At 55.4% G+C, this 17,142-nt stretch carries 19 protein-coding genes and 1 other annotated feature; of the genes, 8 read left to right on the top strand and 11 right to left on the bottom strand.

Going from position 1 to position 17,142, the window contains the following annotated elements; genetic code table 11:
* Window positions 1–128 precede the first annotated feature (128 nt).
* On the top strand, window positions 129–665 hold the full coding sequence (locus PGR79_RS02800; RefSeq protein ID WP_047045057.1) for a YniB family protein: 537 nt from the start codon (window positions 129–131) through the stop codon (window positions 663–665).
* Between the two features lie 33 nt (window positions 666–698).
* Here the strand turns inward: PGR79_RS02800 and yciA are convergent, their stop codons facing one another.
* The 4 genes from yciA to PGR79_RS02780 all read right to left on the bottom strand — a co-directional run bounded on the left by yciA (window position 699) and on the right by PGR79_RS02780 (window position 3,048).
* Entirely contained in the window at window positions 699–1,097 is a 399-nt protein-coding gene (yciA, locus tag PGR79_RS02795; protein ID WP_015705756.1) for an acyl-CoA thioester hydrolase YciA, read from the bottom strand.
* Window positions 1,098–1,272: 175 nt separating this feature from the next.
* On the bottom strand, window positions 1,273–1,812 hold the full coding sequence (locus PGR79_RS02790) for a septation protein A (protein WP_015366196.1): 540 nt from the start codon (window positions 1,810–1,812) through the stop codon (window positions 1,273–1,275).
* Between the two features lie 51 nt (window positions 1,813–1,863).
* Entirely contained in the window at window positions 1,864–2,607 is a 744-nt protein-coding gene (locus PGR79_RS02785) for a YciC family protein (RefSeq protein ID WP_015366197.1), read from the bottom strand.
* Window positions 2,608–2,634: 27 nt separating this feature from the next.
* Complete coding sequence (locus tag PGR79_RS02780) at window positions 2,635–3,048, bottom strand: YkgJ family cysteine cluster protein (RefSeq protein ID WP_113373644.1); 414 nt, start codon at window positions 3,046–3,048, stop codon at window positions 2,635–2,637.
* A 269-nt stretch (window positions 3,049–3,317) separates the two neighbouring features.
* On the opposite strand from PGR79_RS02780, the gene ompW reads away from it, so the two are divergent.
* Window positions 3,318–3,956, top strand: a complete 639-nt coding sequence (gene ompW, locus PGR79_RS02775) for an outer membrane protein OmpW (RefSeq protein WP_045374891.1) — start codon at window positions 3,318–3,320, stop codon at window positions 3,954–3,956.
* A gap of 42 nt (window positions 3,957–3,998) precedes the next feature.
* Here ompW and PGR79_RS02770 read toward each other — a convergent pair whose 3' ends face one another.
* Window positions 3,999–4,934: a LysR family transcriptional regulator gene (locus PGR79_RS02770; RefSeq protein ID WP_113373645.1), complete on the bottom strand. Its 936-nt coding sequence runs from the start codon at window positions 4,932–4,934 to the stop codon at window positions 3,999–4,001.
* A 135-nt stretch (window positions 4,935–5,069) separates the two neighbouring features.
* Between PGR79_RS02770 and PGR79_RS02765 the strand changes: the two genes are divergently transcribed.
* From PGR79_RS02765 to PGR79_RS02755, 3 genes are read left to right on the top strand one after another with little or no spacing between them, the layout of a single operon-like run.
* The gene (locus PGR79_RS02765) at window positions 5,070–5,333 is read left to right on the top strand and encodes a hypothetical protein (protein ID WP_430921019.1); all 264 of its coding nucleotides are present in this window, start codon (window positions 5,070–5,072) and stop codon (window positions 5,331–5,333) included.
* A gap of 36 nt (window positions 5,334–5,369) precedes the next feature.
* On the top strand, window positions 5,370–5,720 hold the full coding sequence (locus PGR79_RS02760; RefSeq protein ID WP_063414215.1) for a DUF3302 domain-containing protein: 351 nt from the start codon (window positions 5,370–5,372) through the stop codon (window positions 5,718–5,720).
* A 9-nt stretch (window positions 5,721–5,729) separates the two neighbouring features.
* Window positions 5,730–6,866: an HlyD family secretion protein gene (locus tag PGR79_RS02755; RefSeq protein ID WP_113373647.1), complete on the top strand. Its 1,137-nt coding sequence runs from the start codon at window positions 5,730–5,732 to the stop codon at window positions 6,864–6,866.
* A 175-nt stretch (window positions 6,867–7,041) separates the two neighbouring features.
* Here PGR79_RS02755 and PGR79_RS02750 read toward each other — a convergent pair whose 3' ends face one another.
* A complete protein-coding gene (locus PGR79_RS02750) occupies window positions 7,042–7,986 on the bottom strand; it encodes a quinone oxidoreductase family protein (protein ID WP_113373648.1) in 945 nt (314 codons plus the stop codon).
* A gap of 75 nt (window positions 7,987–8,061) precedes the next feature.
* On the opposite strand from PGR79_RS02750, the gene PGR79_RS02745 reads away from it, so the two are divergent.
* Entirely contained in the window at window positions 8,062–8,517 is a 456-nt protein-coding gene (locus PGR79_RS02745) for a MarR family winged helix-turn-helix transcriptional regulator (protein WP_113373649.1), read from the top strand.
* A gap of 30 nt (window positions 8,518–8,547) precedes the next feature.
* Here the strand turns inward: PGR79_RS02745 and trpA are convergent, their stop codons facing one another.
* From trpA to PGR79_RS02720, 5 genes are read right to left on the bottom strand one after another with little or no spacing between them, the layout of a single operon-like run.
* Window positions 8,548–9,357: a tryptophan synthase subunit alpha gene (gene trpA / locus PGR79_RS02740; protein ID WP_113373650.1), complete on the bottom strand. Its 810-nt coding sequence runs from the start codon at window positions 9,355–9,357 to the stop codon at window positions 8,548–8,550.
* Window positions 9,357–10,550, bottom strand: coding sequence for a tryptophan synthase subunit beta (trpB, locus tag PGR79_RS02735; RefSeq protein ID WP_015366207.1), 1,194 nt, complete (start codon window positions 10,548–10,550; stop codon window positions 9,357–9,359). Before trpB ends, trpA begins: the two co-directional genes overlap by 1 nt.
* A gap of 14 nt (window positions 10,551–10,564) precedes the next feature.
* Window positions 10,565–11,923, bottom strand: coding sequence for a bifunctional indole-3-glycerol-phosphate synthase TrpC/phosphoribosylanthranilate isomerase TrpF (trpCF, locus tag PGR79_RS02730; protein WP_087859364.1), 1,359 nt, complete (start codon window positions 11,921–11,923; stop codon window positions 10,565–10,567).
* 3 nt (window positions 11,924–11,926) lie between these two features.
* Window positions 11,927–13,522 (bottom strand): bifunctional anthranilate synthase glutamate amidotransferase component TrpG/anthranilate phosphoribosyltransferase TrpD, encoded by a 1,596-nt coding sequence (gene trpD / locus PGR79_RS02725; protein WP_032708282.1) that lies wholly within the window; start codon window positions 13,520–13,522, stop codon window positions 11,927–11,929.
* On the bottom strand, window positions 13,522–15,084 hold the full coding sequence (locus PGR79_RS02720; protein ID WP_087859366.1) for an anthranilate synthase component 1: 1,563 nt from the start codon (window positions 15,082–15,084) through the stop codon (window positions 13,522–13,524). Before PGR79_RS02720 ends, trpD begins: the two co-directional genes overlap by 1 nt.
* Window positions 15,085–15,119: 35 nt before the next feature.
* Window positions 15,120–15,215 (bottom strand) — a sequence feature (Trp leader region).
* Window positions 15,216–15,374: 159 nt separating this feature from the next.
* Between PGR79_RS02720 and rnm the strand changes: the two genes are divergently transcribed.
* Window positions 15,375–16,256 carry an RNase RNM gene (gene rnm, locus PGR79_RS02715; RefSeq protein WP_113373651.1) on the top strand — a complete coding sequence of 294 codons (882 nt, stop codon included), beginning with the start codon at window positions 15,375–15,377 and terminating at the stop codon, window positions 16,254–16,256.
* A complete protein-coding gene (locus PGR79_RS02710; RefSeq protein ID WP_020078571.1) occupies window positions 16,253–16,873 on the top strand; it encodes an L-threonylcarbamoyladenylate synthase in 621 nt (206 codons plus the stop codon). Before rnm ends, PGR79_RS02710 begins: the two co-directional genes overlap by 4 nt.
* The last annotated feature ends 269 nt before the right edge of the window (window positions 16,874–17,142 follow it).

The following is a 17,142-nucleotide window of genomic DNA, read 5'->3' as shown; positions in this document are numbered from 1 at the left end:
TAGATAACGAAATTGTCCATATGGTATATCATACCGCGCTTAAGCAGGCGAAATTCGCTGACGAAGATAGACTTATACCTGACTCTATGTCGGCATGAAGAGTCTGGCGTTTTAAACAAGGGGAACTCATGACGTATCAACAAGCTGGACGCATTGCGGTCATTAAACGCATTTTGGGATGGGTCATCTTCATTCCAGCCGTGCTGTCTACGCTGATTTCCGTACTGAAATTTATGTACGAGCATAGCGAAAAGAAACCGGGTATTGATGCGGTGATGATGGACTTCGCCCACCTGATGATTGAGATGGTGCGTTTTAATACGCCGTTCCTGAATTTCTTCTGGTACAACTCGCCGCTGCCGGAGTTCAAACATGCGTTGAACATCGGTTTCTGGATTATCTACGCGCTGGTGTTTGTCGGCATGGCGTTGCAGGCTTCCGGCGCGCGAATGGCCCGCCAGGCGAAGTTTCTACGCGAAGGTGTGGAAGATCAGTTGATTCTGGAACAGGCTAAAGGAGCGGAAGGCCTTTCTCGTGAACAGCTTGCCGAACGTATTGTCGTACCGCGTCATACGATCCTGAAGCAGTATTTCACGCTGTACGTACTGCCGATTGTGGTGATTGTGATTGGTTATATTTTCTTCTCGCTGTTGGGTTTCCTTTAAGCAGAAGAGCTGCCCGGCGAACCGGGCAATTTACTACTCGGCAGGCAGCGCTCGCGGCTTGCCTTCATTGTCTACCGCCACATAAATAAACAGGGCTTCCGTCGCCTTGTAGCGCTGGCCCAGTGGTTCCGTCGATACTTTTTTCACCCATACCTCAATATTAATGGTGATTGAGGTGTTGCCGCGTTTTACGCAGCGGGCATAGCAGCACACGACATCGCCAACGGCGACCGGGCGTAAAAAAGTCATACCATCAACACGGACGGTCACAACACGGCCGCGGGCAATCTCTTTGGCCATAATCGCGCCGCCGATATCCATCTGCGACATCAGCCAGCCGCCAAAAATATCGCCGTTCGCGTTGGTATCCGCCGGCATGGCCAGGGTGCGTAAAACCAATTCGCCCTTCGGGGCGAGATCTGTTGTTGTCATTCTATACTCTGTACTAGTCAAAGAAGATCAGGCGCGATGCTACTATGAAAACGGCGCAGAGAGAATAGGGGAATACGCCCGTCGGTACGGTTAAAACGGGGTTTTGGAAAAGGTCGGGACGCGAGTTGATAAAAGAAGGCGGTACGCGCCGGCTAGCGCGTACCGTTGAGGGGTATTAGTGCTTATCGTCCTGCGGCATGTGGCGGTAGATATAAACGCCGCTCAACAGGGTAAAGACCAGGGTCAATGCCGTTAAACCGAAGACTTTGAAGTTGACCCAGATATTCTGCGGCAGCCAGAACGCGATGTAGATATTGGCCAGCCCGCAGAGAATGAAGAACAGCGCCCAGGCCAGATTCAGCCGTGACCACACCTGCTGCGGCAGCGTCAGCTCTTTACCAAGCATGCGTTGGATCAGCGGCTTTTTCATTACCCACTGGCTGAACAGCAGGGCGCCGGCAAACAGGGCGTAGATGACGGTCACTTTCCACTTAATAAATTCATCGTTGTGGAAGAAGATTGTCAGCCCGCCGAATACGGCGACCAGCACAAAAGTGATCAACGCCATCTTTTCAACTTTACGATAGCGCACCCAGCTATAAATGAGGACTACCGCGGTGGCGACGATCAGCGCGGTGGTTGCGGCGTAGATATCGTAAATTTTATAAAAAGCGAAGAAGACTACCAGCGGTAAAAAATCGAGAAACTGCTTCATACATCAATTCCGTCGTTCAGGAAGGGCCGGAATGCCCGGCCCTGATTAAAGTTAGTTGCGAATAAGCATATACAAGCGGAACAAATAGATCAGCAACAGCGCAGAGAACAGATTGCTGATGGTATTAATGACCACGGCGGCAACGTTTGGCGACAGCGTTGCAAAGCTTGAAGCAAGCAGCAGTAGCGCCGTTTTTGCCAGCAGCCAGCCGAGTACCGCTGGCGCCACCAGGCGCATGTTCGCCCACGCCAGACGCATACTGCCGCGCATTGCGCTAAAGATGCCGATTTTATCCTGCACCAGCATCACCGGCGCGAATGCCAGGACGATCGCCAGCAGCACGCCCGGCACCAGCACCAGCATCATCCCCATCTGTACCACGAAGGTGGTGAACAGAATAAGCAGCAACAGCTTCGGCAGAACCGGCGCCGCCGCGCCGATTGCCCGCAGCGCGCTGACGCGATGCCCGGCGGAGATTAGCTGAATCAGCAACAGTACGCCGCCGACGAGGATGGCATTCCCCACCAGGCCCGAGAAGGTTGAGGCTGCCGACGCGCGCAGCAGGATCTGCTGCTGTTCCGGCGTCATGTTTTGCACCAGCTCAAACAAGCCGGCGCTGCCCGCCAGGTTATCGCCCTCGCTGAGGATCGATAACTGCTCGTCACTGGGCGAAAAGGCATGGCCAATAACTACCGTGATGAACGCGCATAACAACGCAATCAGCAGAATAGTAACGAACTGATTACGAAAAAAATTCCCCGTGTCACGGTAGACGGACTTCGCCGTGATAGACATGCATTCTCCTTGAGTCTTGCAGGTGTTTTAACTAGCCGGGGATTGTAACGCAAAACGTGGTTGGGTAGCAGTCTCTGCCGAGGTCACGGTAGGTATATCTTTGTAAAGAGTTCCCAGCGGCGGCAGGCCGTAGCGGGCACGGGCGCGATCGCACGCTTCGTTGAGTTCGCCGCCTTCGCCTGACATGGCAAACTCGCGGCAGGGGGAAGGCCGCTGGTGATAGATGGAGCAGTGTACCGATTCGCCGATTTCACCGCTTAAGGCGGTACAGCGGCTTTGCCGCTGATTGGTACCGCTCATGCAGCGCAGAAAAGGGGTAAGGGGTTCGGTGAGCTGTGCGGGTACCACGCCGCCGGCGTCGTCGGCTTCAGCCCAGTAGAAGGAGACTCGAAAATACGCACAACAGGCACCGCACGTCATGCACGGGTTGATTTCACTCATAATTACACCTGAAAAAAACGCATCAACACAAATTGTCGGCAATTAAATTAGCTATCCGCACGATCGGCGACAAGAGGGGCAAGCAAAAATTTTTCTCATGGGTAAAAATTGATGTAAAGACGAATCAGTACGTTACTAACTGCTGCAAAAATTAATCTGGATCAATAAATGTTAAATATAATGGCCTGGTGTGATCTAAAACAGATCAAAGCTAACTCATTGTAGGTATATTTGCAGCCGCTGATAAAAACCATAATGGGGACATGGATATGAAGAAAATAGCAGCGGCGGCATTGATCTTAGGTACGCTTTCTGGTGGTAGCGCCTGGGCGCATGAAGCGGGGGAATTTTTTATTCGCGCGGGCTCGGCGACGGTTCGCCCCACTGAGGGTTCTGACAACGTGCTGGGTAGCCTCGGCGGTTTTAACGTCAGTAATAACACCCAGTTAGGTTTAACCTTTACCTATATGGCGACCGACAATATCGGTATCGAACTGCTGGCGGCAACGCCGTTCCGCCACAAGGTCGGTACCGGGCCGACCGGTACTATCGCCACCGTACACCAGTTGCCGCCGACGCTGATGGCGCAGTGGTACTTTGGCGATGCGCAAAGCAAAGTGCGCCCGTATATCGGCGCCGGTATTAACTATACGACCTTCTTTAACAATGATTTCAACGATACCGGTAAGGACGCCGGGCTTTCCGACCTGAGTCTGAAAGATTCATGGGGCGCGGCAGGACAGGTTGGTCTGGATTATCTGATTGACCGCAACTGGCTGCTGAACATGTCGGTCTGGTACATGGATATCGACACCGATGTGAAATTTAAAGCTAACGGCGTTGACCAGAAAGTCAGCACCCGTCTGGATCCGTGGGTGTTTATGTTCTCTGCCGGTTATCGCTTCTAATGCTTTAAAAAAACTGGCCGCCTGCGGCCAGTTTTATCCTCTTCAGACCAGCCGGTGGGCGTGCAGTTTAGCGCTTTCCATTATGCTATCCATTATCACCTGTACACGATGCGGCAACACGCCGCGCTGACGATAAATCAACCACGCCTGCATATTCACGCCGCGTTCCCGTGGCAGACATGGCTGTAACGTACCGGCCTCTAATTCCGCCGCGACGGAGTAAAAAGGGGCATATACGATGCCCAGTCCCTGTTTAGCAAGCTCGATTGCCGGCAAAATGTTATCGCATACGCTGGAACCGTTGACCTCTACCTGAATACTCTCACCCGCGGCGTTATAGCAATGCCAACTGTTGCGGATCCCGCCCAACGTACGCAAAGTGATACAGCGGTGCTGCGCAAGCTCATCAACATCGTGCAGAGGCGACTGCGCAATATAATCCGCGCAGGCAAACAGCCCCATGCGAAAGCGGGTGAGAGGCCTTGCGATCAGGCTTTCGTCCTGCGGTTGGAAAAAGCTAATCAGCAGATCGCAATCGCTATCGAAAAGCGTCCCGTGTTTCTGTTCGCGCTCGTCGGGATTGCGGGTGAGAAGATTGACGGTTAATTCCGGCGCCGAGTGCAGCACCGGCGGCAAAAGGTATCGGGCAAGGAAAGCCTGAATGCCGATTGGCGCGCCGAGCGTCACCATGCCGTTAAGGCTGCGTTTCCAGGTACCGGACATATCAAGCAGGTCATTATGCTTATCCAGCAGGATGTCCGCCCGGCGCAGGAACTGCTCGCCAAACTCGCTCAGAATTAACGCTCGAGGGTGGCGGATAAAGATTTCCAGCCCCAGGCGCCGTTCCAGCGCGTTCAGCGCCCGCGACACGTTCGACTGCGGCATGTCCAGTAGCTGGGCGGCTTTGCTAACGCTTGCCGTTTCGGCAATCATGCGGACGATACGGAGTTCGTCAATACGCAGGTCTTTTTCTTTCATGAGATGGCTTCTTTCGGTTTGCTATATCAAAAATGATATATATCTTTGCTGTCATTGTCATATGACTTCTGGTCAGTCGCTGGGTATTATTTGCGAAGATTATTTGTTACAGCCGAAAATACAGAGAAATAATCGATGAAAATAACAAGAATGGCTGCGTTATCTGCGATGTTGCTGCTGGCGGCGTGCGCTACCAGCGTAACCGAAGAAGAAAAAAAGATTGAATATGACGATATTATCAAAGGGCTATCGGTCTCGGGAGAAGAGATTTTATATCGGAAAGATAAAACTACTGATTTTTACCGTTATCAATATTTGGTCTATCAGTCGGCAAACTATCATTCTCGACTAAGCCCCAATATTAAATCGAGTGGTATTGCTAATTATAAAACAGCGTAGTCAGCACTGTTTTACCGTTTATTGTCAGGAACCATTATGTTTCTTAACTACTTTGCCTTAGGCGTATTAATAGCCGTGTTTTTGATTTTATTTTACGGCATTATTATTATTCATGATATTCCCTATTTATTGGCCAAAAAACGTCAGCATCCGCATCAGGATGCGATACATGTTGCCGGCTGGGTGAGCCTGTTCACCCTGCATGCGATTTGGCCGCTGTTGTGGATCTGGGCCACGCTGTATCGCCCTGAGCGCGGGTGGGGAATGGCGCATAAAGTCGAAGATAACGCCGAAATGCATCAGCGAATCAGGCAACTCGAAAGCGAGCTAAAGCGTCTGCAGGAGCAACAGATAACTGTAACGACAAACTCGTCAAATAACCGCTGAGGCCAGTGTATGGATTTACTCATTATTCTTAGCTATGTGGCGTTGGCCTATGGCGTATTTAAAATTTTTCGTATCCCGGTAAATAAATGGACGGTACCCACGGCGGTCCTTGGCGGCGTGTTTATTGTCGGCGCGCTAATTCTGACCATGAATTATAATCACCCGTACACCGACCGGGCGCAAAAAATAGCTCTGTCGATCCCGATTGTGCCGCAGGTGTCGGGGGCCATCGTAGAAGTTACCGATAAAACGAATGTGTTATTACGCAAAGGCGAGGTGCTGTTTCGCCTTGATGATAGCCGTTATCGCGCGCGGCTGAATAAACTGGAGGCGGATCTCAGTGCCGCCGAAGCGGATATCAGAACCCGGAAAGCGGCATTAAGTGAATCTGCCGCTAACGTTCAACGGATGACGGCGGAATATGAACGTTCCCGGCAGGATTATCAGCGCTATGCGAAAGGCGCGACGATGCCGGTTAACCCTTTTTCCGAGCAGGATGTGAATCACGCCGAGCAGCAATATCAGGCGCAATCCGCGGCCCTGCGGGGGGCTAAAGCCCAGTATCAACAGGAGTTAGAAAGACTTTCTGCGCGTTTCAATGGCGAGGATGCGCAAATCGCCAGCCTGAAATCGCAGATTGCCGAAGCGCGTTATGACCTTGAACAGACGGTTTTCCGCGCGCCCAGCGATGGTTATGTCACCCAGGTGCTGGCGCGACCGGGAACCACGGCAGTTCGTCTGCCGTTCAAACCGGTGATGATTTTTATTCCGCAGCAGAAACGGCAGGTGGTGGCGGTATTTCGCCAGAACGCTATCCTGCGCCTGGAGCAGGGCGACGAGGCAGAGGTGGTGTTCAATGGTCTACCGGGGCAGGTGTATGCCGGCAAGGTCACAAAGGTATTGCCAACCATTCCCGATGGCAGCTACCAGGCCAGCGGCGCATTACAGGGTTTAAGCGCCACGCCCGGTCGGGAAGGGGTGTATGTAATGATTGACCTGGCGGCGAGCCGCGATCTTGCCCATTTACCGGATGGGGTCAGTGCCCAGGCGGCGGTGTATACCGACCATTTTGCCCACGTGTCGGTGATGCGTAAGGTGCTGTTACGGATGACCAGTTGGCTGCATTATCTGTATCTCGACCATTAAATGCCGAAGTTGACCCAAAAAAAAGCCCGCGATAAACGCGGGCAAAAATACTGGAAGCAATGTGAGCAATGTCGTACCGAATACCTGAGTTGTTCACTCAACTATTCGGTAATGAGAAAGATAATATTTCTCATTTAAGATATCAACCCCAGAGTTTGTGCGGAGGCACATTTTTTTAATCAAGAGTGAAAACCGTACGTTTCTGGCTGTTATCACGCGGCCAGGCCGCAGCGACATCGCGGAGCGGCAGCGGCGTGGTGGCGATGGTAAACTGACCGGGAACCGCAGCCTGTAGCATCTCCCCGGTTGCCGCCAGCAGTTGCGGCATGGTCAGGCTGCCGATGCCGCTGCCCATAAGCTGTAGCGGCGCGGCGCGCAGCACGGCGCCATTTAACGCGATATCCGCCCCGGCAAGGGAACCCACCTGCACATAACGTACCGGCTTATCGCCGGGGGTATATTTCGCCAACGCAGGCAGCAGTAACTCTGCGCTGCGGCCCCACAAATAATCCACGATCACATCAACTTGCCCGGCGCTGGCGGCGAATTGTGCGCTAAGTGTCTGCTCATCGGCGGTTAAATCAATACACTCATCGGCTGCGAGGGCGGTCAGCGTCTGCGTATTGCGCCCGGTAGCAATGATTTTTTTCGCACCGAGGTAGCGGGCAATTTGCACCGCCAGCTGTCCGGCGCTGCCGGTGGCGCCGTTAATCAGTACCGTTTCGCCGGCCTGAAACTGCGCCCGCTTAACAAGCGCAGCCCAGGCAGACATGCCCGGATTGGCCATTGCCGCGGCGCTGATGTCGTCAAGCTCATCCGGCAGCGCCAGGCAATTCTGCAGCGCGACCGGCGCGCGTTGCGCCATACTGCCGAACGGCGCGCTGGGGAAAGCAAAATAGACGCGCTGGCCGTCAGGGGTCATACCGACGCCATCGATCCCGACGACAAACGGCAGAGTACCGTCAAAACTATAATGATGTCCCGATGCCCGGCCCTTAACCACGTGGCTAATGGCGGCGGCGCGAACGTCAATCAATAACTGTCCGACTGCAGGCTGCGGTTCGCTAAAATCGGCCCATACCGGGCCTTCGTTAAGATCAAATACCACGGCTGCTTTCATAACATTATCTCCTGAAGATAATTATGTGTAATATGCACATATCGTTCAGGAGCACTATACGCGGTTAACTAATATATGCAAGATGCACATAATAATTACGACATCACCGACTTTCACGGCGCGCTGCTGGATATCATCAGCGTGATGAATCAACCTCTGCGCGATGAGCAGATATTACAGGCGGCAGGGGTGCAGCTTGAACAGATGCTGTTTCCGCTACTGGTGGCGGTAGGGCGCTATGGCCCGGTGGGGGTTGTTGAGCTGGCGGATCATTTAGGCCGCGATTACACCACCGTCAGTCGGCAGGTGAAAAAGCTGGAGGTTCAGGGACTTGCCTGCAAGCAGGCCAATGCCAAAGACCGGCGGATTAGCGAAGTGACGCTGAGCGAAAAGGGGCAGCGGATGATCGACGCTATTGCCGTTGCGCGGCGGCGGTTAATGAATCAGGTGCTGGCTGGATGGTCAGAAGACGAGGTGTCGGCGCTGTTTCGCCTAACGCGAAAATACGCCAACAGCCTGCAGCAGAAATAGCCGCCCGGCGTGAGGCCGGGCGACGAAGGGTCAGATGGTTTTGGTCGCCGCTTTCAGACCGTGCACGAAGGTTTTTAGCTCTTCGAGCATTTTTTGCGGCTGCTCGAGGTTGCGCTCGATAATCTTGACGATGGCCGAGCCGGATATTGCCCCGGCGGCGCCGGCGTCAATGGCGGCGGAAACCTGCTCCGGCGCCGAGATACCAAAGCCCTGCAGAGGCGGCGCGGCGTTATATTCCGCTAGTTTTTCAATCAGATGATGCAGCGGCAGCGCGGCGCGGTTTTCCGCGCCTGTCACGCCAGCGCGTGATAGCAGGTAGGTATAGCCGCGGCCATAGGAGGCAATCTGGCGCAGTAAATCGTCATCGGCATTTGGCGGGCAGATGAAAATCGGCGCAATGTTATGGCGCAGCGCTGCCTGACGGAACGGGGCGGACTCTTCGACCGGCACGTCGGCGACCAGCACGGAATCCACGCCAACACGCGCGCATTCGGCGTAGAACTCATCAATCCCCGGGCTGAACACCAGGTTCGCGTACATCAAAAGGCCGATTGGAATGGTCGGATGCTTGTGGCGGATCGCCGCCAGCATCTCGAAGCACTGCGCCGGGGTGACGCCGGCGGCAAAAGCGCGTAATGTCGCGCCCTGAATCGTCGGGCCGTCGGCCAGCGGGTCGGAGAAGGGGATCCCCAATTCCAGCGCATCGGCGCCGGCTTCAATCAGCGCATCGATGATTTTTAGCGACTGCTCCGGCCCCGGATCGCCAAGGGTGACGAAGGGAACAAAGGCGCCTTCCTGGCGGTTTTTTAACTGTGCAAATAGCGTCTCGTAACGTTCCATCAGATTTCCCCTCGCGCTTTCAAAATGTCGTGTACGGTGAAGATGTCTTTATCGCCGCGGCCGGACAGGTTAACCACCAGCAACTGCTCTTTATCCGGGTTCTCGCGCATCATCTTCAGCGCGTGCGCCAGAGCGTGGGACGATTCCAGCGCCGGGATAATGCCTTCATGGCGGGAGAGCGCTTTAAAGGCATCCAGCGCTTCGTTGTCGGTAATTGACACATACTCGGCGCGCCCGGTGCTGTTAAGGAACGCATGCTGCGGACCCACTGACGGGAAATCCAGCCCGGCGGAGATAGAATAAGATTCTTCGATCTGCCCGTCGGAGGTTTGCATCATCGGCGACTTCATGCCGAAGTAAATGCCGACGCGACCGTGCTTCAGCGGCGCGCCGTGCTCGCCGGTTTCGATACCGTGGCCGGCAGGCTCGACGCCAATCAGGCCAACGCGGGATTCATCAATGAAATCAGCGAACATGCCGATGGCGTTAGAACCACCGCCAACGCAGGCGATCACCGCGTCCGGCAGGCGTCCTTCTTTCTCGAGGATCTGCGCTTTAGTTTCTTCGCCGATCATGCGCTGGAATTCACGCACGATAGTCGGGAATGGGTGCGGGCCAGCGGCGGTGCCGAGCATGTAGTGCGCCTTCTCGTAGCTGCCGGACCAGTCGCGCAGCGCTTCGTTACAGGCATCTTTCAGGGTGGCGGAACCGCTGTGCACTGGAATGACCTCCGCACCCATCAGGCGCATGCGGAAGACGTTCGGCGACTGACGCTCGACGTCTTTGGCGCCCATATAGATGCGGCATTTCAGACCGAGCAGGGCGCTGGCCAGCGCCGAGGCGACGCCGTGTTGGCCGGCACCGGTTTCGGCGATAATTTCCGTTTTGCCCATACGTTTGGCCAGTAGCGCCTGGCCCAGCACCTGGTTGGTTTTGTGCGCGCCGCCGTGGAGCAGATCTTCACGCTTGAGGTACAGCGTGGTGCGGGTGCCTTCGGTCAGATTGCGGCATTTGGTCAGCGCCGTCGGGCGGCCCGCGTAGTTTTTCAGCAGGTCGGTGAATTCAGCCTGAAACTCAGGATCTTTTTGCGCGCTGACGAAAGCTTCTTCCAGCTGGCGCAGGGCGGGCATCAGGATCTGCGGAACGTACATACCGCCGAATTCGCCGAAATACGGGTTCAGTAAAGTGCTCATTATTGCATTGCTCCTTAATATGCGCGCAGCGTCTGGAAAACGGCAGCCACCAGGCTTGCCTCTTTGATTCCCGGCTGCGACTCTACGCCTGAGTTGAAATCGAGTCCGGCACAGCCGCTTTTCGCGGCTTCTACGCAGTTATCGGCGCTGAGGCCGCCTGCCAGCATCACGTTACGCAGGTCCTGGCCCTGCAGCAGCGACCAGTCGAAGCGTTGACCGCTCCCGCCTTGACCGTTGTCAAAGACATATCTGTCCACATGATTGAGGTTACGCGGCGGCAGTGTTTCGCCGACGCTCAGCGCCTTCCAGATTTGGATCTGCTCCGGCAGCGCCGCGCGCAGGGCATCAATCCAGGCCTGATCTTCGCTCCCATGAAGCTGGACCGCGGCGAGTTTCAAGTTGGTCGCACGGGTGACGACCTCTTCAATGGCTGCATCGCGGAATACGCCAACGAAGCTGAGCGGCGCGGCGGCCATTACCGCCTGTGCCTGCTGGTCGTCAACGGCGCGCGGCGAACTGGCGACGAAAATCAAGCCGCCGTAGATAGCGCCCGCCTCCCAGGCGACTTGCGCATCCTGCGGACGAGTCAGGCCGCAAACCTTGTTCTCACCTAACAGCACGCGCTTCACCGCAGCGCTGAGGTCCGGTTGCTCCATCAGCGCCGAGCCAATCAGGAAGCCGTTGGCAAAGTGGCTCAGTTCACGGACTTCGCCATAGGTATGGATTCCGGATTCGCTTATCACGGTGACATCCGGGCCGAGACGCGGCGCCAGTTGACGCGTGCGGTTCAGATCAATCGACATATCGCGCAGATCGCGGTTGTTAATGCCGACGACTTTGGCCTTCAGCGCAATCGCGCGCTCCAGCTCCTCTTCGTTGCTGACTTCTGTCAGAACGCCCATATTGAGGCTGTGGGCGACGGCGGCGAGCTGGCGATATTGATCGTCATCGAGCACCGAGAGCATCAGCAGGCAGGCATCAGCCTGATAGTAACGCGCGAGGTAAATCTGGTAAGGATCGATAGTGAAGTCTTTACACAGAATCGGCTGCGGCGCGACTTTGCTGACGATCGGCAGAAAATCAAAGCTGCCCTGAAAATATTTTTCATCGCACAGTACCGAAATTGCCGAGGCGTAGTGCTTATAAACCCCGGCGATGGTCGCCGGGTCGAAATCTTCACGAATCAGTCCCTTCGACGGCGACGCCTTTTTGCATTCAAGAATAAAGGCGGTGCGGGCGCCGGCCAGCGCATCGTAAAAATGGCGTTCGGACGGCACGATGTCATTCTGAAAACTGGCTAACGGTTGTTGTTGTTTGCGGGCTTCTACCCAAATCGCTTTGTCGGCAACGATTTTTGCTAAAACGGTCTGCATTATTTACCCTCTTGCCGCTAATGCGGTCACTCTGTCATAGGCCGCTCCGCTGTGCAGCACATCCAGTACCTGCCGGGCGTTGGCTTTCAGGTCTTCATGCCCGTGTAAACGCATCAACATGGCGACGTTGGCGGCGACGGCGGCTTCGTGAGCGGCTTCACCTTTACCTTGTAGCAAGCGCGTGAGAATGTCACGGTTTTCTTCCGGCGTGCCGCCAGCCAGTTGCTCTTGATGATAAGGCGTCAGGCCGAAGTCGGCGGCGGTCAGCTGATAGCTCTGAATTTCGCCGTTATTGAGTTCGGCGACCACGGTCGGCGCATGCAACGAGACTTCGTCCATACCGCCGCTGTGTACCACGGCAGCGCGTTGATAGCCGAGTACGCGTAAGGTTTCGGCAATCGGCAACACCAGTTCCGGGCTGTAGACGCCAATCAACGCCAGCGGCGGGTGCGCAGGGTTAATAAGCGGCCCCAAGACGTTAAACAGGGTGCGCGTTTTCAACTGTTGGCGGACCGGCATCGCATGGCGGAAACCAGTGTGGTATTTCGGCGCAAACAGGAAGCAGACGCCCAGTTCATCCAGCGCGGCGCGCGATTTATCGGCATTCATATCCAGGTTGATGCCAAACGCGGCCAGCAGGTCGGACGAGCCCGATTTACTGGAGACGCTGCGGTTGCCGTGTTTCGCCACCTTTAAACCGCAGGCGGCGGCGACAAAGGCGCTGGCGGTTGAAATATTAATGCTGTTGCTGCCATCGCCGCCGGTGCCGACAATATCGGCAAACTGATAATCCGGGCGCGGGAACGGCGCGGCGTTTTCCAGCAACGCGGTAGCGGCGCCGGCAATTTCCTGCGGTTGCTCGCCGCGCACTTTCATGCTTACCAGCGCGGCGGCCAGTTGTTCTGGCTTCACTTCGCCGCGCACGACGGCGGAAAACAGCACGTGGCTCTCCTGCTGGCTCAGCGTCTCTGCCTGGTACAATTTTTCCAGAATCGGTTGTACGACATTGGTCTGTTCCAGTTTCTGCAGCGCCCATGCCAGCGTTTGCTCCAGCAGCAGCGCACCTTGAGTAGTCAGAATCGACTCCGGATGGAACTGGAAGCCGCAGACGCGATCGGCGTCGTGGCGAACCGCCATCACCATACCGTTGAAATTGGCGTTAATGGTGAGCCCGGCCGGAATATTGCTGCCGACCAGTGAATGGTAGCGGGCCACCGGCAGCGGGTTGGCAAGACCGGCGAACATCGCCTGGCCGTCATGCTCAATGCTGGAAGCTTTGCCGTGAAGGATTTCGCCCGCCTGGCCGACATAGCCGCCGTAGGCTTCCACGATGGCCTGGTGGCCGAGGCAGATACCGATAATCGGTAACTTGCCGCGCAGGCGGGTCAGCAGCTCCGGCATGCAACCGGCTTCGCTTGGGGTACCCGGCCCCGGAGAGAGCATCAGCACCGGATTATCCATAGTGCCGATACGTTCAATCAGCGATTGCGCCGGAACGGTATTACGATAAATGACCACGTTGTGGCCGTTAGCCCGCAGCTGGTCGGCGAGGTTATAGGTAAAGGAGTCGATATTATCGAGCAGCAGGATGTCGGCCATTAGAAAGTCTCCTTCGCGTGATGGGCCTGAGCAATGGCGCGCAGCACGGCGCGAGCTTTATTACGGGTTTCATCCGCCTCGGATTGCGGAACGGAATCGAGCACGATACCGGCGCCCGCCTGCACGGTGGCAATGCCGTCCTCTACGTAGGCTGAGCGGATCACGATGCAGGTATCGAGGTCGCCGTGGGCGGTAAAGTAGCCGACCGCGCCGCCGTAGCTACCACGACGCTTGCCTTCCGCGGCGGCGATTAGCTGCATGGCGCGAACTTTCGGCGCGCCGCTAAGGGTGCCCATATTCATGCAGGCGCGATAGGCGTGCAGGACGTCGAGGTCGCGGCGCAGTTCGCCAACCACGCGGGAAACCAGATGCATCACAAAGGAGTAGCGATCGACTTTAGTCAAATCGGCCACGTAGCGGCTACCCGGCGTACAGATGCGGGCCAGGTCGTTACGGGCCAGGTCAACCAGCATCAGATGTTCAGAGAGCTCTTTGTGGTCGGTACGCATCTCCAGTTCAATACGGCTATCGAGGTCGCGATCCAGCGAACCGTCGGCGCGGCGGCCGCGCGGACGGGTGCCGGCAATGGGGTAGATCTCAATCTGGCGGCTGACGGCGTCGTATTTGAGCGAGCTTTCCGGCGAGGCGCCGAACAGCGTGAAATCGTTATCCTGCATAAAGAACATATACGGGCTGGGATTGCTCTTTTTCAGCACATCGTACGAGGCCAGCGGCGACGGGCAAGGGAGGGAGAAGCGGCGCGACGGCACAACCTGGAAAATTTCGCCCGCGCGAATGGCGCGCTGCATTTTGCGCACCACGGCGCCGTACTCTTCATCGCTCTGATCGACGTCGCAGCGCATTTCGGCAACCGTCGTCACCGGCAGCGGCGCGGGCGGCTCATTTAACTGCTGGCGTAGCTGGGCGATACGTTGCAGAAGACGCTGTTTCTCATTCTCCAGCGGCGTGAACAGGCTCGCCTGAATGCGGGTGTTTTTGGTCTGATGGTCGATGACCAGCAGCGTCTCCGCCAGGTAGAAACAGTAATCCGGGCAGGCGGTATCGGCGTTAAGCGGTGGTAAATCTTCAAAACCGGCCACCAGGTCGTAAGCGAACAGGCCGCCGAAGAACATCGCTTCGCGCTCGGCCTGCGGGACGCTGACCAAATCCTGTAACAGACGAAACGCATCGAACACCGATAACGAACACAGGCGAGCGTCTTCATCCAGCAGGGCGCTAACCGGTGGGAAGGTGAGTACCCGGCTGTTCGGCTGGCGCAGATTCTCAATGCCGGACGGCAATGCGTTATCCAGCAGTTCAAGCAGCGCGGCGCCGTTCGCTGACAGCGCCTGGACAGTGACGGTATTGCCAAGCGCGGTAATACGCAGGGCGCTATCCACCAGCAGCAGGCTTTTTAAATCGTCTTTACTATCGATGTCGGCCGATTCCAGCAGCAAGGTTGCCGGGCGCGCGCCGCATAATTGATGGAATAACGCCGTCGGGTTTTCGCGATAGATGGCGTCGCTGGTGAGAAGCTCGAGCGCTGGTTTTGATGTTTGCATTATCATTCTCGCCTGTTCTGTTCATTATTTTGTTCAAAAAAAAGCCCGCTCAGTGGCGGGCCCGGTATCTGTTTGCTGAGTGCAAAACGCGATCACGCCGCCCGATTCCAGGAACGACGCCACCAGCTATGAAGAGTAATAATTTGCGTTTTCATCAGAGATACCCGTTGTGTGAACTTGCGTACTAGTTAACTAGTCCATGAAAATAAAGTCAACCCTTGTTTGCAGATTTTCTTTCTCAGTCGTTATCATAATGCGCTTATTTCAGTTCAGGTCCACCAGGAGCCATTTTGAGCGACACTAATTACGCGGTCATTTATGACCTGCACAGCCATACCGTCGCCTCCGATGGGCGATTGACTCCAGAAGAGCTGGTACATCGCGCGCATGAGATGCGGGTGGGGACGCTGGCAATCACCGATCACGATAGCGTGGCGGCCATTCCGGCAGCGCGTGCTGAAATTGCGCGGGCTGAACTGCCGCTCACGCTTATCACCGGGGTAGAAATTTCCACCCTGTGGGAAAATCACGAAATTCATATCGTCGGACTGAATATTGATATCAACCATCCGGCGATAACGCAACTGCTCTGCGAACAGAAAGCGCGGCGCAACCAGCGCGGGCAGATGATTGCCGAACGGTTGGCGAAAGCGCGTATCCCCGGCGCCTGGGAAGGGGCGTTAAAGCTCGCCGATGGCGGCGCGGTTACCCGCGGCCATTTTGCCCGCTTTTTAGTTGAAGCCGGCTTTGCGAGCAATATTGCCGATGTATTCAAAAAATATCTCGCCCGCGGGAAAACCGGATACGTTCCGCCGCAGTGGTGTACAATAAAACAAGCGATTGATGTCATTCATCATTCTGGCGGCAAAGCGGTGATCGCCCATCCGGGGCGTTACGATCTTTCCGCCAAATGGTTGAAACGGCTGTTGGCCCATTTTAGCGAGCAGGGCGGCGACGCGATGGAGGTCGCCCAATGTCAGCAGGCGCCGCATGAGCGCGTGCAGCTGGCGGGCTACGCGAAACAGTTTGGTTTGATGGCGTCGCAGGGTTCGGATTTCCACCAGCCCTGTCCGTGGATCGAACTGGGGCGCAAACTTTGGCTACCCGCTGGCGTAGAAGGGATCTGGCGCAGTTGGGAAGTGGCCGCTGAACAAATTGAGAGGGAAGTATGAGCCAGTTTTTCTATATCCACCCCGATAACCCGCAGGCGCGGTTGATTAATCAGGCGGTGGAAATCGTACGTAAGGGCGGGGTTATCGTTTATCCAACGGACTCTGGTTATGCTCTGGGGTGCAAAATTGAAGATAAAGGGGCGATGGAGCGGATCTGCCGTATTCGTCAGTTGCCGGATGGCCACAATTTCACCCTGATGTGCCGCGATCTCTCCGAGTTGTCGACCTATGCGTTTGTCGATAACGTGGCGTTTCGTCTAATCAAAAACAACACGCCGGGCAACTACACGTTCATTCTTAAGGGAACGAAAGAGGTGCCGCGACGCCTGTTGCAAGAAAAGCGTAAAACCATTGGTATGCGCGTGCCGGCGAATCCTATCGCCCAGATGCTGCTGGAAACGCTTGGCGAGCCGATGCTTTCGACATCCTTGATGCTGCCAGGTAATGAATTCACGGAGTCCGACCCGGAAGAGATTAAAGACCGTCTTGAGAAGGTGGTCGATCTGATTATTCACGGCGGTTATCTCGGCCAGCAGCCGACGACGGTTATCGACCTGACCGAAGACGCGCCGGTGGTGCTGCGTGAAGGCGTTGGTGATATTAAACCCTTCCTGTGATGTTTCTCGCGGGCGGCGTTTCATGCGTCGCCCGCGGCTTAAATTTATTTTAAAATTCTTTCCGCATTGAGTCGCTCCTTTCTTCTTTATATTATTAGTCCGCTTACGATATCACTCACTGATATTGCTTCCAGAAAGAAATTCAACATTATGTATAAGCTGACTATTTAACCCTCCGACGTGTTTAAGAGGAAGAAAGTACTGTTGATTTTTTTTATGTTTTCCAGTGTTGCCGTTACCTTATATCTGGCGGGTAAAGTCATACATTA

This window comes from Klebsiella sp. 141161 (genome assembly GCF_050600815.1).
GTDB classification, from domain to species: domain Bacteria; phylum Pseudomonadota; class Gammaproteobacteria; order Enterobacterales; family Enterobacteriaceae; genus Klebsiella; species Klebsiella aerogenes.
The sequence above is the reverse complement of the archived record's forward strand: the minus strand, read 5'-3'. Positions and strand labels throughout refer to the sequence as shown.

Coding starts and splice junctions, on each gene's coding strand:
- PGR79_RS02800 (WP_047045057.1), top strand. CDS start 129: ATGACGTATCAACAAGCTGGACGCATTGCGGTCATTAAACGCATTTTG.
- yciA (WP_015705756.1), bottom strand. CDS start 1,097: ATGACAACAACAGATCTCGCCCCGAAGGGCGAATTGGTTTTACGCACC.
- PGR79_RS02790 (WP_015366196.1), bottom strand. CDS start 1,812: ATGAAGCAGTTTCTCGATTTTTTACCGCTGGTAGTCTTCTTCGCTTTT.
- PGR79_RS02785 (WP_015366197.1), bottom strand. CDS start 2,607: ATGTCTATCACGGCGAAGTCCGTCTACCGTGACACGGGGAATTTTTTT.
- PGR79_RS02780 (WP_113373644.1), bottom strand. CDS start 3,048: ATGAGTGAAATCAACCCGTGCATGACGTGCGGTGCCTGTTGTGCGTAT.
- ompW (WP_045374891.1), top strand. CDS start 3,318: ATGAAGAAAATAGCAGCGGCGGCATTGATCTTAGGTACGCTTTCTGGT.
- PGR79_RS02770 (WP_113373645.1), bottom strand. CDS start 4,934: ATGAAAGAAAAAGACCTGCGTATTGACGAACTCCGTATCGTCCGCATG.
- PGR79_RS02765 (WP_430921019.1), top strand. CDS start 5,070: ATGAAAATAACAAGAATGGCTGCGTTATCTGCGATGTTGCTGCTGGCG.
- PGR79_RS02760 (WP_063414215.1), top strand. CDS start 5,370: ATGTTTCTTAACTACTTTGCCTTAGGCGTATTAATAGCCGTGTTTTTG.
- PGR79_RS02755 (WP_113373647.1), top strand. CDS start 5,730: ATGGATTTACTCATTATTCTTAGCTATGTGGCGTTGGCCTATGGCGTA.
- PGR79_RS02750 (WP_113373648.1), bottom strand. CDS start 7,986: ATGAAAGCAGCCGTGGTATTTGATCTTAACGAAGGCCCGGTATGGGCC.
- PGR79_RS02745 (WP_113373649.1), top strand. CDS start 8,062: ATGCAAGATGCACATAATAATTACGACATCACCGACTTTCACGGCGCG.
- trpA (WP_113373650.1), bottom strand. CDS start 9,357: ATGGAACGTTACGAGACGCTATTTGCACAGTTAAAAAACCGCCAGGAA.
- trpB (WP_015366207.1), bottom strand. CDS start 10,550: ATGAGCACTTTACTGAACCCGTATTTCGGCGAATTCGGCGGTATGTAC.
- trpCF (WP_087859364.1), bottom strand. CDS start 11,923: ATGCAGACCGTTTTAGCAAAAATCGTTGCCGACAAAGCGATTTGGGTA.
- trpD (WP_032708282.1), bottom strand. CDS start 13,522: ATGGCCGACATCCTGCTGCTCGATAATATCGACTCCTTTACCTATAAC.
- PGR79_RS02720 (WP_087859366.1), bottom strand. CDS start 15,084: ATGCAAACATCAAAACCAGCGCTCGAGCTTCTCACCAGCGACGCCATC.
- PGR79_RS02710 (WP_020078571.1), top strand. CDS start 16,253: ATGAGCCAGTTTTTCTATATCCACCCCGATAACCCGCAGGCGCGGTTG.